The following is a 14462-nucleotide window of genomic DNA, read 5'->3' as shown; positions in this document are numbered from 1 at the left end:
GTCTGTTGGCTGCGGGCCGTGGGTGCTTGCTCGCGCCCACGCGGCGGAGCCGCAGATGTCACCGGCCCGCGCCCCTTGCGGGGCGCTTCTGCGGAGGGGGTGGCCATGAAGCAGGGCGTCGCGCATCTCGTCTGCGGGCGGCGGGCCAAGTGGCTGGTGCTCGTGCTGTGGCTGGTGGTGCTGTTCGTCGCGGCGCCGTTCGCCATGAAGCTCACCGACGCCCAGGACAACGACGCCGCGTCCTGGCTGCCGGGGTCCGCGGAGTCCACGCAGGTGCTGGAGATCTCCGAGGACTTCCGGCCCGAGCAGATCCCGGCGGTGGTGATCTACGCCCGGGACAGCGGGCTGACCGCCCCGGACCGGGCCCGCATCGCCGAGGACGTGCGGCAGCTCAAGGAGCTGCGGGACCACGGCATCATCGGGGCGCAGACCCGGGGGCCCGTGTTCGACCGGCAGGCCGATCCGCGGGCGGCGCAGGTGCTCGTGCCGATCATGATGGACGAGAAGGGCTGGGAGCGGATCTCGCCCGCCGTCGACTCCATCCGGGAGGACGTCGGGGAGAGCGGGGCCGGGCTGGCCGTACACGTGACCGGCCCGGGCGGCACCTCCGCCGACTTCGCGAAGGCCTTCGAGGGCATCGACTCGACGCTGCTGTTCGCGGCGATGGCCGTGGTCATCGTCATGCTGCTCATCACGTACCGCAGCCCCACCCTGCTGCTGGTCCCGCTGATCGCGGTGGTGTGCGCGCTGTTCACCGCACAGGCGCTGATCTACCTGCTGGCGGAGCACGCGGGCCTGACCGTCAACGGGCAGAGCGCGGGCATCCTCACGGTGCTCGTCTTCGGCGCCGGGACGGACTACGCCTTGCTGCTGGTCGCCCGCTACCGGGAGGAGCTGCGCCGGCACGAGGACCGGCACGAGGCGATGGCCCTCGCGCTGCACCGCGCCGGCCCTGCGGTCCTCGCCTCCGGCGCGACGGTCGTGCTGAGCATGCTGGTGCTGCTGGTCGCCGAGATGAACTCCACGAGCAGCCTGGGGCCGGTCGCCGCGATCGGCGTGGCGGTCGCGGCGCTGGCGATGATGAGCCTGTTCCCCGCCCTGCTGGTGATCTTCGGCCGGTGGATCTTCTGGCCGGTGATCCCGCACCTCGGCACGGCCGACCCGACCGAGCGCGGCGTCTGGGCGCGTATGGGCCACCGCATCGCGCACAGGCCCCGGATGACGTGGAGTGTGACGGCGGTGGCCCTGGCGATCTGCTCGCTGGGCCTGATCCAGCTGCGGGCGGAGGGCATCGGCAACGCGGACGCCTTCACCGGGAAACCGGACTCGATCACCGGTCAGGAGGTGTCGGCGCGCTACTTCCCGGCGGGCAGCGGTGATCCCCTGGTCATCGTGAGCAACCGGGCGCAGGCCGAGCAGGTGGGCCGCACGGTCGCCGGGACGCAGGGCGTGGTTCCGACGTCCCTTGGCCTGCCACCCGGCACGAAACCGATCCACGAGGGCAAGGTCCTCTTCGAGGCCACCATGACCGCCCCGGCGGACAGCGCGGCGGCCAAGCAGACGGTGGAGCGCGTCCGGGACGCCGTGCACGCGGTGCCGGACGCCGACGCCCAGGTGGGCGGCGGTACGGCCGCTCTGCTGGACATGGACGAGGCGACCACGCACGACAACGTGCTGATCATCCCGCTGGTGCTGGTCGTCGTCCTGCTGATCCTGTGCGTCCTGCTGCGCGCCCTGATCGCCCCGCTGCTGCTGGTCGGTACGGTGATCCTGTCGTTCACGGCGGCGCTCGGCATCAGCGCCCTGGCCTTCCGGTACGTGTTCGACTACGCGGGGGAGGCGACCGACTTCCCGCTGTTCGTCTTCGTCTTCCTGGTCGCCCTGGGCATCGACTACAACATCTTCCTGACCACCCGCATCCGGGAGGAGGCGACCCGCCAGGGCACCAGAGCGGGCGTGGTCACCGGGCTCGCCACCACCGGCGCGGTCATCACCTCCGCAGGCCTGGTCCTGGCCGGCACCTTCGCCGCCCTCGGCACCCTCCCGCTGGTGGGCTTCGCCGAGATCGGCTTCGCGGTCGCGCTGGGCGTCCTCATCGACACGTTCATCGTGCGCTCGGTCCTGGTGACGTCCCTGTTCCTGGACGTCGGCCCGAAGGTGTGGTGGCCGCACCGCCTGGCCAGGGAGGACGGCGGCGCGGCGGCCCGCGATGGCGTGGGGGCGGGGGTCAGCCGGTCCGGCGAATGAGCGCCAGATACATGGCGTCGGTCCCGTGCAGATGCGGCCACAGCTGGACGTCGGGCCCCTCGCCCAGGTCCGGCACGCCGGGCAGCAGCGGCCGGGCGTCGACGAGGTCGGTGTCCGGGTGCTGCTTGAGCACGTCGGCGACCACGGCCCGGGTCTCGGCGAGGTGCGGCGAGCAGGTCGCGTAGCCGACGACACCACCGACCCGCACCGACTCCAGGGCGGTGCGCAGCAGCCCGCGCTGCAACGGCGCGAACCCCTCCAGGTCGTCCGGCCGGCGCCGCCAGCGTGCCTCGGGGCGCCGGCGCAGGGCGCCGAGGCCGGTGCAGGGCACGTCGACCAGCACCCGGTCGAAGCTGCCGGGCCGCCAGGCCGGGCGGGTACCGTCGGCGGCGATCACCTGATAGGGCCCGGGATTGCCGTCCAGTGCCCTGGCGACCAGCCCCGCGCGGTGGGTCTGCTTCTCGGAGGCCACCAGCAGGGCCCCTCGCTCGGCGGCCAGAGCGCCGAGCAGCGCGGCCTTGCCACCGGGCCCCGCGCATCCGTCCAGCCACCGCCGGTCGGGCCCGTCCAGGGGCGCGCCCGCCAGCGCGATCGCCACGAGCTGGCTGCCCTCGTCCTGCACACCCGCACGCCCGTCCCGTACGGCGGCGACAGCGCCCGGCTCGCCGCCCTCGGTCAGCCGCACGGCGTACGGGGACCAGCGTCCGGGCACGGCGGCGTCCTCGTCGAGCAGTTCCCCGGCGGTGGATCGCCCGGGCCGCGCCACCAGTGTCACCTCGGGGCGCTCGTTGTCGGCGCTCAGCAGTTCCTCGATACCGGCGCGCCCGCCGCCGAGGGAGTCCCACAGCGCGGACACGACCCACCTCGGATGCGAGTGGACGACGGCGAGGTGTTCCTCGGGATCGTCGTCGTAGGGCGGCGCGACGCGCTCCAGCCAGCCGTCCAGATCGTGCTGCGCGACCTTGCGCAGCACGGCGTTGACGAACTTGGCCCGCCCGTCGCCGAGCACGACCCGCGCGAGCTCGACGGTGGCGGACACGGCCGCGTGGGTCGGGATACGGGTCCCGAGCAACTGGTGCGCGCCGAGGCTCAGCGCGTCCAGCACCGGCGGGTCGACCTCCCCCAGCGGCCGGTCCACGCAGTTCGCCAGGACCGCGTCGTACGTTCCCTGCCGCCGCAGCGTCCCGTACACCAGCTCGGTGGCGAGCGCCGCGTCCCGGGCGTCGAAGTTCTCGGGGCCCTCCCTCTCCCGCGCCTTGCGCAACAGGGGCGGCAGAACGAGGTTGGCGTAGGCGTCCCGCTCGTCCACGGCCCTCAGCGCCTCGAAGGCGAGGATGCGGACAGGGTCCTTCTTGGGCCGGCGGTAGGGCTTGCCGGACGAACGGGGCCGACGGGGCTGGTCGCTCACGAAAAAGGTGCTCCGGGTGTGAGAAGAAGTGCGCCGTCCAGCCTACGCCGCGCCGGGTGTGAACAGGTCACGGGAGGGTGAGCCCGTTCAGCCGGCGGGCCGGCCCACGCCACCTGCGGATCAGGCTCCGAGCCGCTCCCCCGCGCCGATCCGCACCCCGCGTGCCCAGTCCGCCGCCCGCATCGGCTTCTTGCCCTGGGCCTGCACCCACAGCAGTTCGACGCCGTGCGAGCCGGTGCCGGCATACACGTTGTTCTTCTGGGCGGCGATCTGTCCCGGCGCGAGATCCGTCCGGTCCGGCACCAAGGCGACCTGGATGAGCTTGAGCCGCTCACCACGGAACGTGGTCCAGGCGCCCGGTGCCGGGGTGCAGCCCCGCACCATCCGGTCGACGCGCAGCGCGGGGGCGTTCCAGTCGACGCGGGCGTCCTCGACGTTGACCTTCGGCGCCAGGCTGATCCCCTCGGCCGGCTGCGGCACGGCCTTCAGCGTGCCGTCCTCGATCCCGTCCATGGTCGCCGCGAGCAGCCCGGCACCGGCGAACGCGAGCCGCGTCAGCAGGTCCCCGCTGGTGTCGGTGGACCGGATCTCCTCGGTCACCGTCCCGTACACCGGCCCCGAGTCGAGTCCCTCCTCGATCAGGAAGGTCGAAGCCCCGGTGATCTCGTCACCGGCCATGATGGCGTGCTGCACGGGCGCGGCGCCCCGCCAGGCCGGCAGCAGCGAGAAGTGCAGATTGACCCAGCCGTGCGCGGGAACGTCGAGGGCCACCCGGGGCAGCAGCGCTCCATAGGCGACGACGGGGCAGCAGTCCGGCCCGATCTCCCGCAGCCGCTCGAGGAACTCGGGGTCCTTCGGCTTCGCGGGCTTCAGCACCTCGATCCCGGCCTCCTCCGCCCGTTCGGCGACGGGTGACGCGACGAGCCTGCGCCCGCGCCCGGCAGGCGCGTCGGGCCGCGTGACGACGGCGGCCACCTCGTGCCGCCCGGAGGCGAGAAGAGCGTCCAGAGCGGGAACGGCGACCTCGGGTGTACCGGCGAAGACGAGCTTCATGGGGTGGTGGGGGCCTCTCGGGCAGGGATCGACGACGGGCAACGCCCAAGTCTATGAGCCACGCACCGCAAAGCCGCCGACAGCGCCCCACCCCCACGGGAGAGCCCGGCCACTCAGCCAAGAGCTACGGGCAACGCCCAAGTCCATCAGCCACGCACCACAAAGCCGCCGACAGCGCCCCACCCCCACGGGAGAGCCCGGCCACTCAGCCAAGAGCTACGGGCAACGCCCAAGTCCATCAGCCACGCACCGCAAAGCCGCCGACGGCGCCCCACCCCCACGGGAGAGCCCGGCCACTCGGCCAAGAGCTACGGGCGGTGCGCGGGTGGGAGACCAACGCCGAAGGCCGCAGGCCGAGGCGCGCACCCCGCGCAAACAGGCGCACGCATATGCCCCCACGCCCCCACCCCGTGACCCGCGGAGCGAATCCGCGTTGGTCAAGACAGAGTTGACCACACGGGGCCGCCATCGCGGCCCATTCCTTTCATCGCCGGTTCGAGAGGCTTGTTCATGGCCGACCACGCAACCCACGACGCCCAGGCTCGGGCCAGCCTGCACTTGCTGGTGCGCGACATCGAGCGGGTCCGCCGGCAGGTGGACGCACTGCGCACGCTCACCGCCCAGCTGGGCAACGTCTACCGCCCGCGCCGCTCCGGCCCCTCCACGGGCTTCGTCGTCTACGGACGCGCCCCCGCCCCGACGGTGCGTCTCGCCCAGGAGCTGCGGGACAGCGTCGAGACCCTGGTCACGGCGGCCGTGGACTTCGACCGCTCACTCGGCTTCTCGTGGGACGCCGTGGGCTCCGCGCTGGGCGTCACCAAGCAGGCGGTGCACCGTCGTTACGGCGCTCGCCGTGCCACCGCCCAGCCGGCCGCGGCCGAGGCGGAGCGCGCCCCGGAACCCTCGGGAAACCGCACGGTCCAGGTGAGCACCGGTCTCCCCGCGGTCCCGACGGTCCCGGCGGCCCGCTCCATGCCCACCCAGCCGACGGCAGGCAGCCCGGCCCTCCGCGACGGGGCGAGGCCGACGGCCTTCCCCGGCCCGCGCAACGGCTGACCCGCGACAACTTTTCCTGCCCTCCCGGAAGTCCTCCGGGAGGGCAGCCGCGTCTTCGGACGAGGCGCAGCGAGCCGGCCCACACAGGTCACCCGATGTCAGCCGGATCGATCCGCACCCACACCCCGGTACCACTGGCTCCGCCACTGCCGCTCCCCCGGGCCATCCGCGCTGCCTGAGCAGCCTTCAGGGAGGCAGCCAGCGCCGCCCCCCTTCCGGGCGGCACCCGCAGCAAGGCCCGTTCCCACTGCTCCCCCGGCGGCGGCGCCCCCGTCCGCCGCGGTCGCCCCGCGGCGGGGACGGGCAGCGGCACCGGCCCCAGCACCTCGGCCTCCGGCGGCAGCCGGACCGCACGCAGGAAGCCGGCCACCGCTTCCGGCGGCCCCGACACCGCCGCCATCCGCGACACCGGCGGAAATCCCAGCTCCGCCCGCTCGGCCAGCTCCCGCACCGCGTGCCCCACGGGATCCCATCGCACCAGCGCCTGCACGGGCCGTAGCGTCGGCTCGGCCACGACCACCACCGTGCCCCCCTCCGACTGTGGCCGGACGAGCGCCCCGGCCGCGATCCACCGCCGCAACGCGTCCTCGCCCGCCCGCAGATCCGGCCGCCCGAGCATGGCCCACCCGTCCAGCAGCAGCGCCGCCGCGTACCCGCCTTCGGCGACGGGCTCGGCCCCCGGCGTACTGACCACCAGCGCGGGCGCCCCCGGCACCGTGTCGAGCACGTGCTCACGACCGGACGTCCGCACCGGAACCGCGGGGAAGGCCCGTCCGAGTTCCTCGGCGGTCCGCCGCGCCCCCACCACCGAGGCGCGCAGCCGGAAGGACCCGCACTCCGGGCAGTGCCAGCCCGCTTCCTCCCGGCCGCACCAGCCGCAGTTCAAGGCACCGCCGTCCCGCGCCTGGAGCGGCCCGGAGCAGTGCCGGCACCGCGCGGGCGCCCGGCAGGCGGCGCACGCCATGCGCGGCACGTATCCCCTCCGGGGCACCTGCACCAGCACCGGGCCCTGCCGCAGGCCGTCCCTGACGGCCTGCCAGGCGAGCGTCGGCAGCCGGGCGGCCCGGGCGGCCTCGTCCCGCGCCAGGTCCCCGTCCCCGACGGTTCGTACGAGTGGTGCGGCGGCGCGTACCTGCTCCCGCGCCGCGACGAGCGGCCGCGCCCACCCGGTCTCGACGAGCTGCGCCGCCTCCACCGTGCAGCCCCAGCCGCCGACCAGGAAGCCGCACTTGTCCTGGGCGGCTCGCAGCAGCAGCACCTCCCGGGCGTGCGGCTGCGGGGCGTGCTGCTCGCTGTGGCTGTCGTCCCCGTCGTCCCAGAGAGCGACCAGTCCCAGGTCCCGGACCGGCGCGAACATCGCCGCCCGGGTGCCGATCACCGCCCGGACGGAGCCCCTGCGCACCGCGAGCCACTGCGCGTACCGCTTCTCGGGCCCGGCGTCGGCCGTGAGGACCGCGTGCCGGCCTTCCCCCAGCAGGGCGGTCAGGGCCGCGTCGACCCGGGCGACCGCCCGTCCGTCCGGCAGGACGGCGAGCGCCCCGCGCCCCGAGGCCAGGGTCGCCGCGAGGGACCGTGCCAGTTCCTCGCTCCAGTGCGGTCCGGGCAGCGCGTTCCACACGGCCCGGGGCGCGCCGCCGGAGGCCAGCGACTCCACGAAGGCCGCTCCCCGCTCGTAGCGCTGCCAGGAGCCCGCCCCGGGCGCCGGGGGCGGCGGCAGCGGTGCGGGGGACGGGCGCTGCTCGGCCCGTGCGTTGCGTGGCGGCACGGCGAGTTGCAGGACGTCGGCGAGGCTGCCCGCGTACCGGTCGGCGACGGCCCGGGCCAGTCCCAGCAGTTCCTCGCTGAGCACCGGCTCGGGCGACACGACCTGGGCGAGGGCGGCCAGCGGCCCGGAGTAGTCGGACTCGGGCAGCCGCTCGACGAGGAACCCGTCGATCAGCCCGCCGCCCTCACGCCGCCCCTCCCGCACCCGGTGCCGTCCGGCCCCGAAGCGCACCCGCACGCGCACACCCGGCTGGGCCTCGGCGTCCAGCTCCTCGGGCACGGCGTAGTCGAAGTACCGGTCGAGATGGAGCACTCCCTTGTCGACGAGCACCCGCGCGACGGGCAGCTCCCTGGCCAGCGCGGCCCCCCGCCACGTCCGCGGTTTGGCCCGGGGCGCCTTGGCCTTCCGCACGCTCTCCCGGATGAGCGCGAGCTGCTCGGGCGGCGCGCCCTGCGCACCGCCGTCCGGCTGTTCGTTCCCGCTGCTCACGCTTGCATTCTTCCAAAAGCCACTGACAACCGGCGGCGCCCCTTCAGGCGCCCGGGGCGCGACGAGGCCCGGCCCCCCGAAGGGTGCCGGGCCTCGTGCGGTGTCCGGGGGACTTACAGCCCCGCCGCCTCGCGCAGCGCGTCCACGCGGTCCGTGCGCTCCCAGGTGAACTCGGGAAGCTCACGGCCGAAGTGGCCGTACGCGGCGGTCTGGGAGTAGATCGGGCGGAGCAGGTCGAGGTCGCGGATGATCGCCGCCGGGCGGAGGTCGAAGACCTCGTCGATCGCCTTCTCGATCTTCTCCGTGTCGATCTTGGCGGTGCCGAAGGTCTCGACGAACAGGCCGACCGGCTCGGCCTTGCCGATGGCGTACGCCACCTGGACCTCGCAGCGGGTGGCGAGACCCGCGGCCACCACGTTCTTGGCCACCCAGCGCATCGCGTACGCGGCGGAGCGGTCGACCTTGGACGGGTCCTTGCCGGAGAAGGCACCGCCGCCGTGACGGGCCATGCCGCCGTAGGTGTCGATGATGATCTTCCGGCCGGTGAGGCCTGCGTCGCCCATCGGGCCGCCGATCTCGAAGCGGCCGGTGGGGTTGACCAGGAGACGGTAGTTCTCCGTGTCGATCTTGATGCCCTCGTCCAGGAGCGCCTTCAGCTCCGGCTCGACGACGAACTCCTTGATGTCCGGGGCCAGGAGCGAGTCCAGGTCGATGTCGGACGCGTGCTGGGAGGAGACGACGACCGTGTCGAGGCGGACGGCCTTGTCGCCGTCGTACTCGATGGTGACCTGGGTCTTGCCGTCCGGGCGCAGGTAGGGGATCGTGCCGTTCTTGCGCACGTCGGAGAGGCGCTTCGACAGGCGGTGCGCCAGGAAGATCGGCAGCGGCATCAGCGTCGGCGTCTCGTCCGTCGCGTAGCCGAACATCAGGCCCTGGTCGCCCGCGCCCTGCTTGTCGAGTTCGTCCTCGTCACCCTCGACACGGGACTCGTAGGCCGTGTCGACGCCCTGGGCGATGTCCGGGGACTGCGCGCCGATCGACACCGACACGCCGCAGGAGGCTCCGTCGAAGCCCTTCTTCGAGGAGTCGTAGCCGATTTCGAGGATCTTGTTCCGGACCAGCGTCGCGATGTCCGCGTACGTCTTGGTCGTGACCTCACCGGCCACATGGACCAAACCGGTCGTGATCAGCGTCTCGACGGCGACCCGGGAGGTCGGGTCCTCGCGGAGCAACGCGTCGAGAATGGTGTCGCTGATCTGGTCAGCGATCTTGTCGGGGTGGCCCTCGGTCACGGACTCCGAGGTGAACAGGCGACGGGACACAACGCTCCCTGTGGTTGCAGCGGCTGCTGGCTGATCATTGGCGGACGGCGGGGGCTGCACCCGGCGCCGTCCGTGGAACAGTTTATCGGTCACGCTTCGGCCACGGTCCCCCTGTCTCGACACTCGGGAGCGCTGTGACCTGCGGCACAGGCATTCTGCCCAATGCCGAGCCGCGTTGGCCAGAGGCGCCACGCCCCGATCGCCGGTTTCAGGAAGGTGCAGGGCGACTGAAACATCAGCGCAGCCGCTCGGTCACCAGGTCCCACACGGTTTCGGCCAGGGCTTCCTTCGGTCCGTACGGCACGGCGGTCTCCTGGCCGTCGGCGCCGAGGACGACGGCCTCGTTCTCCTCGGATCCGAAGGTCTTGCGCTCCCCCACCTCGTTGACCACCAGCAGATCGCAGCCCTTGCGCTTCAGTTTCGCGCGGCCGTTGGCGAGCACGTCGTCGGTCTCCGCGGCGAAGCCGACGATCACCTGTCCGGGGCGGGCACGACCGGCGGAGATCTCCGCGAGGATGTCCGGATTCCGCACCAGAGCGATCGGCTCCGGTTCCTGGTCGTCCTTCTTCTTGATCTTCCCGGCCGCGTACGCCGCCGGGCGGAAGTCCGCCACCGCCGCCGCCATCACCACCGCGTCGGCGTCGGCGGAGGCCTTCAGCACCGCCTCACGGAGCTGGACGGCGGTGCCGACCGGGACGACGTCCACACCGGCGGGGTCCGGCAGGGCGCTGTTGGCCGCGATCAGGGTGACGCGGGCGCCACGGGCGGCCGCGGTGCGGGCCAGGGCGTAGCCCTGCTTGCCCGAGGAGCGGTTGCCGAGGAACCGCACGGGGTCCAGGGGCTCGCGCGTGCCGCCGGCGCTGACCACGACATGCCGGCCCGCGAGATCGGGCTCGGCCACGCCCCGGGCGAGCACCCGGCGGCAGACCTCGAAGATCTCGCCCGGGTCGGGCAGCCGGCCCTTGCCGGTGTCGACGCCGGTGAGGCGTCCCACGGCGGGTTCGACGACGACGGCGCCGCGGCGGCGCAGCGTCGCCACGTTCTCCCGGGTGGCCGGGTGCTCCCACATCTCCGTGTGCATGGCGGGGGCGAAGACGACCGGGCAGCGGGCGGTGAGCAGGGTGTTGGTGAGGAGGTCGTCGGCGAGGCCGTGGGCCGCCTTGGCGAGCATGTCGGCGGTGGCCGGGGCGACGACGACCAGGTCGGCGTGCTGTCCGATGCGGACGTGCGGGACCTCGTGCACGTCGTCCCACACCTCGGTGGAGACCGGGTTGCCCGACAGCGCGGACCAGGTGGCGGCGCCGACGAAGTGCAGCGCGGAGGCGGTGGGCACCACACGCACGTCGTGGCCCGACTCGGTCAGCCGCCGCAGCAGCTCACAGGCCTTGTACGCGGCGATGCCGCCACTGACCCCCAGAACGACCTTCGGCTTGTCCACCGTCTCTCCCCGGATCTCGGCGACCTACATGTCCCATCACACACCACAGGCCCGGCAGTAGGCCTGCCGGGCCTGTGGTCACGTCAGCGTCAAGCTGCGAGTGCCGCTTACTGCGCCGGGCCCTCGACGGCCTCGGACGTCAGCAGTCCCGCGTTGATCTCGCGGAGTGCGATCGAGAGCGGCTTCTCGTGGACGTGGGTGTCGACGAGAGGACCGACGTACTCGAGGAGACCCTCGCCGAGCTGCGAGTAGTACGCGTTGATCTGGCGGGCCCGCTTGGCCGCGTAGATCACGAGGCTGTACTTCGAGTCGGTGGCCTCGAGGAGCTCGTCGATCGGCGGGTTGATGATGCCCTCGGGCGCGGAGATGGAAGAGGACACGCTCTACCTTCCGATGGATGGGAAAGATTCTGTCGGGGTGATCAGCGAGGACCGGAAAGACCAGCGATGGTCACACGACGTTCATCAAGGCTAGCAGCTCGCGCGCCACGTCCTCGACGGAGGTGTTGACCAGGGTCGTGTCGAACTCCGGTTCGGCGGCCAGTTCGATCTTCGCCGCCTCGAGCCTGCGCTCGATCACCTCGGGCGGTTCGGTGCCCCGCCCGGTGAGTCTGCGCACCAGCTCCTCCCAGGAGGGGGGAGCCAGGAACACCAGCTGGGCCTCGGGCATCGACTCCCGCACCAGGCGGGCGCCCTGCAGGTCGATCTCGAGGAGGACGGGCTCGCCCTTCTCCAGACGCTCCTGTACGGCCGCACGCGGCGTGCCGTAGCGGTTGCCGGCGAATTCGGCCCACTCCAGCAGCTCGCCGTTGGCGATCAGCTTGTCCATCTCGTCGTCGGTGACGAAGAAGTAGTGGACGCCGTGCTGCTCGCCGGGGCGGGGCCCCCGGGTCGTCGCCGACACCGAGAGCCAGACCTCGGGGTGTTCCTTGCGCATATGGGCGACGACCGTGCTCTTGCCGACCCCGGAGGGGCCGGAGAGCACGGTCAGCCGCGGACGTACGTCCGGGGGTACGGGGGTCGTCCCCCGGGGTGTTGCAGCCATGCAGCGATTATCCAGCAATCCCGGACTGCCCGGGGCCGCTCCCCCGGACTGTCCGGTTCAGGAGCCGGTGCTGCCGAACTCGCGCTCCAAGGAGGCGATCTGGTTGGAACCGAGGCCACGCACGCGGCGGCTCTCGGAAATACCGAGTCGCTCCATGATCTGCTTGGCGCGGACCTTGCCCACGCCCGGCAGGGACTCAAGGAGGGCGGAGACCTTCATCTTGCCGATGACGTCGTTCTCCTGGCCCTGCTTGATGACCTCGTGAAGGGAGGCGCCGGAGTGCTTGAGTCGATTCTTGACCTCGGCCCGCTCCCGGCGAGCCGCGGCGGCCTTTTCGAGCGCGGCTGCGCGCTGTTCAGGGGTAAGGGGCGGAAGAGCCACGCCTACGTCACCTCGGATGTCGAACTGTCGGATACGGACCGGTGAGGAACCTAGTCGCCCCACACCTGGGGAGCTACGAGCAACACGCTTGCCCGTTCACTCTCGTCGGAGACTAGCGGGCAAGTCCGCCAGAGTCAGCGAGAACAGCGGAAAAGTCCTGGTCAGCCTTCATCTGAACGGACATTTAGGACATACTGCCCCGGATTTGAGAATGTATTCAGATTCAAGAAGGCCGCGAACCACTCATCGCAGGTCCCGGGAAGAGGTCAGGACGCGCCCCGGAGGAGGCCCGGAGGAGGTCAGGACGGGGCCACGACGTGACGAATCTCCTCCGCGACCCGCTCCGCGGCGTCACGGAGCGTGTCCGCGTCGGGACCGTGACGCAGCACACCCCGGCTGACGTTCGGCACGACGTTGCGCACCGCCGCGCCGAAGACCCGGGGCAGGTCGGCCGGTGTGGCCCCCTGGGCGCCGATGCCGGGTGCCAGGAGCGGGCCGTTGATGTCCAGGTCGTACGTCGACAGATCACCGAGGGTGGCCCCGACGACGGCGCCGAAGGACCCCATGGGCTCCTCCCCCGCGTTCTCCACGGACAGGTGCGCCAGCATCGTCGCTCCGATGTTGCGGCCGTCGGACCGCACGGCGTGCTGGACCTCGCCGCCCTCCGGATTGGAGGTCAGCGCCAGCACGAACAACCCCGCGCCGCTCTCCCGCGCCAGCGTGACGGCCGGGCTGAGCGAGCCGTAGCCGAGGTAGGGCGAGACCGTCAGCGCGTCGGAGAACAGCGGCGCGTCCTTGTGCAGGAAGGACTCGGCGTACGCGGCCATGGTCGACCCGATGTCGCCGCGCTTGGCGTCCATCACGACCAGCGCCCCGGCCGCCCGTGCCTCGGCCACGGCCGTCTCCAGGACGGCGAGCCCGCGCGAGCCGAACCGTTCGAAGAACGCGCTCTGCGGCTTGAGCACGGCGACCCGGTCGGCGAGCGCCTCGACGACCGTGCGGCTGAACCGCTCCAGGCCGGCCACGTCGTCGTTCAGCCCCCACTCGGCGAGCAGGGAGGCGTGCGGGTCGATGCCGACGCACAGCGGGCCGCGCCGGTCCATCGCCCGGCGCAGGCGGGCGCCGAAGGGTTCGAGAACGCTCATGCCGTCTTCCTCACGTCGGCGCCCACCGCGTCGGCGAGCGTGGCGTACGGGCTGGTGCGCAGGCGTGCGGCGAGGCCCTTGTGAATCGCGCGGGCGTAGAAGGGCCCCTCGTAGATGAAGGCGCTGTAGCCCTGGACCAGCGTTGCACCGGCGAGGATGCGCTGCCAGGCGTCCTCGGCGTTCTCCACGCCGCCGACGCCCACCAGGGTGATCCGGTCGCCCACGCGGGCGTACAGGCGGCGCAGGACCTCCAGGGAGCGTTCCTTCAGGGGTGCCCCGGACAGGCCGCCGGTCTCCTTGACCAGAGCGGGGCCGGACTTCAGGCCGAGTCCCTCGCGGGCGATGGTGGTGTTCGTGGCGATGATCCCGTCCAGGCCGAGCTCCACGGCGAGGTCGGCGACGGCGTCGACGTCCTCGTCGGCGAGGTCCGGCGCGATCTTGACCAGGAGCGGGACACGCCGCGCGGACGCGGTGCGGTCGGCGGCCTCCCGGACGGCGCTCAGCAGCGGGCGCAGCGCCTCGGTGGCCTGCAGGTCGCGCAGCCCGGGCGTGTTCGGCGAGGAGACGTTGACGACGAGGTAGTCGGCGTACGGCGCGAGCCGCTCGGCGGACTTCACGTAGTCCGCGACGGCCTCCTCCTCGGGTACGGCCTTGGTCTTGCCGATGTTGACGCCGACCACGGTCCGGAACACGGGCGTGCGGGAGGCCAGGCGGGCGGCGACCCGGAGCGAGCCGTCGTTGTTGAAGCCCATGCGGTTGATCAGCGCGCGGTCCTCGACCAGCCGGAACAGCCGCTGCTTGGGGTTGCCGGGCTGCGGCTCGCCGGTCACGGTGCCGATCTCGACGTGGTCGAAGCCGAGCATCGCCATGCCGTCGATGCCGACGGCGTTCTTGTCGAAGCCGGCCGCGAGTCCGAAGGGGCCGTGCATGCGCAGGCCCAGGGCCTCGGTGCGCAGTTCCTTGTGGCGGGGCGCGAGGGCCGCCGCGAGGAAGGTGCGCAGCACGGGGACGCGGGCGGCCAGGCGGATCCAGCGGAAGGCGAGGTGGTGGGCCTGCTCCGGGTCCAGCCGCTTGAAGAACAGGCTGAAGAAGATCTTGTACATGTCGTCCTCAC

12 protein-coding genes are annotated in these 14462 nt (G+C 72.5%); 2 read left to right on the top strand and 10 right to left on the bottom strand.

The features are described from left to right. The first annotated feature begins 105 nt into the window (after positions 1-105). Positions 106-2247 (top strand): MMPL family transporter, encoded by a 2142-nt coding sequence (locus IE212_RS07550; protein WP_190196920.1) that lies wholly within the window; start codon positions 106-108, stop codon positions 2245-2247. On the opposite strand, the gene IE212_RS07545 is transcribed toward IE212_RS07550, so the two are convergent. Both IE212_RS07545 and fmt read right to left on the bottom strand, forming a co-directional pair. Continuing rightward, the gene (locus IE212_RS07545) at positions 2228-3655 is read right to left on the bottom strand and encodes an RsmB/NOP family class I SAM-dependent RNA methyltransferase (RefSeq protein WP_190196919.1); all 1428 of its coding nucleotides are present in this window, start codon (positions 3653-3655) and stop codon (positions 2228-2230) included. The genes IE212_RS07550 and IE212_RS07545 overlap by 20 nt on opposite strands. 120 nt (positions 3656-3775) lie before the next feature. Continuing rightward, complete coding sequence (gene fmt, locus IE212_RS07540) at positions 3776-4708, bottom strand: methionyl-tRNA formyltransferase (protein ID WP_190197003.1); 933 nt, start codon at positions 4706-4708, stop codon at positions 3776-3778. Between the two features lie 510 nt (positions 4709-5218). On the opposite strand from fmt, the gene IE212_RS07535 reads away from it, so the two are divergent. Beyond that, positions 5219-5764, top strand: a complete 546-nt coding sequence (locus tag IE212_RS07535) for a hypothetical protein (protein ID WP_190196918.1) — start codon at positions 5219-5221, stop codon at positions 5762-5764. An 88-nt stretch (positions 5765-5852) separates the two neighbouring features. Here IE212_RS07535 and IE212_RS07530 read toward each other — a convergent pair whose 3' ends face one another. From IE212_RS07530 to IE212_RS07495, 8 genes are all read right to left on the bottom strand, one after another. After that, complete coding sequence (locus tag IE212_RS07530) at positions 5853-8018, bottom strand: primosomal protein N' (RefSeq protein ID WP_190196917.1); 2166 nt, start codon at positions 8016-8018, stop codon at positions 5853-5855. A gap of 113 nt (positions 8019-8131) precedes the next feature. Then, positions 8132-9340, bottom strand: a complete 1209-nt coding sequence (metK, locus tag IE212_RS07525) for a methionine adenosyltransferase (RefSeq protein ID WP_190196916.1) — start codon at positions 9338-9340, stop codon at positions 8132-8134. A gap of 235 nt (positions 9341-9575) precedes the next feature. Further along, a complete protein-coding gene (gene coaBC / locus IE212_RS07520; protein ID WP_190196915.1) occupies positions 9576-10778 on the bottom strand; it encodes a bifunctional phosphopantothenoylcysteine decarboxylase/phosphopantothenate--cysteine ligase CoaBC in 1203 nt (400 codons plus the stop codon). Between the two features lie 107 nt (positions 10779-10885). Beyond that, entirely contained in the window at positions 10886-11158 is a 273-nt protein-coding gene (gene rpoZ, locus IE212_RS07515; RefSeq protein ID WP_003988945.1) for a DNA-directed RNA polymerase subunit omega, read from the bottom strand. Positions 11159-11228: 70 nt separating this feature from the next. Further along, the gene (gene gmk, locus IE212_RS07510) at positions 11229-11822 is read right to left on the bottom strand and encodes a guanylate kinase (RefSeq protein WP_190196914.1); all 594 of its coding nucleotides are present in this window, start codon (positions 11820-11822) and stop codon (positions 11229-11231) included. A gap of 57 nt (positions 11823-11879) precedes the next feature. Continuing rightward, positions 11880-12203, bottom strand: a complete 324-nt coding sequence (locus IE212_RS07505) for an integration host factor (RefSeq protein ID WP_003977346.1) — start codon at positions 12201-12203, stop codon at positions 11880-11882. Positions 12204-12502: 299 nt separating this feature from the next. Beyond that, positions 12503-13348, bottom strand: a complete 846-nt coding sequence (pyrF, locus tag IE212_RS07500) for an orotidine-5'-phosphate decarboxylase (protein ID WP_190196913.1) — start codon at positions 13346-13348, stop codon at positions 12503-12505. Continuing rightward, positions 13345-14451, bottom strand: a complete 1107-nt coding sequence (locus IE212_RS07495) for a quinone-dependent dihydroorotate dehydrogenase (protein WP_190196912.1) — start codon at positions 14449-14451, stop codon at positions 13345-13347. The genes pyrF and IE212_RS07495 overlap by 4 nt, the downstream gene beginning before the upstream one ends. Positions 14452-14462 lie beyond the last annotated feature (11 nt).

This window comes from Streptomyces djakartensis, from assembly GCF_014651075.1.
GTDB lineage: Bacteria > Actinomycetota > Actinomycetes > Streptomycetales > Streptomycetaceae > Streptomyces > Streptomyces djakartensis.
This window is presented reverse-complemented; position numbering and strand designations above follow the sequence as displayed.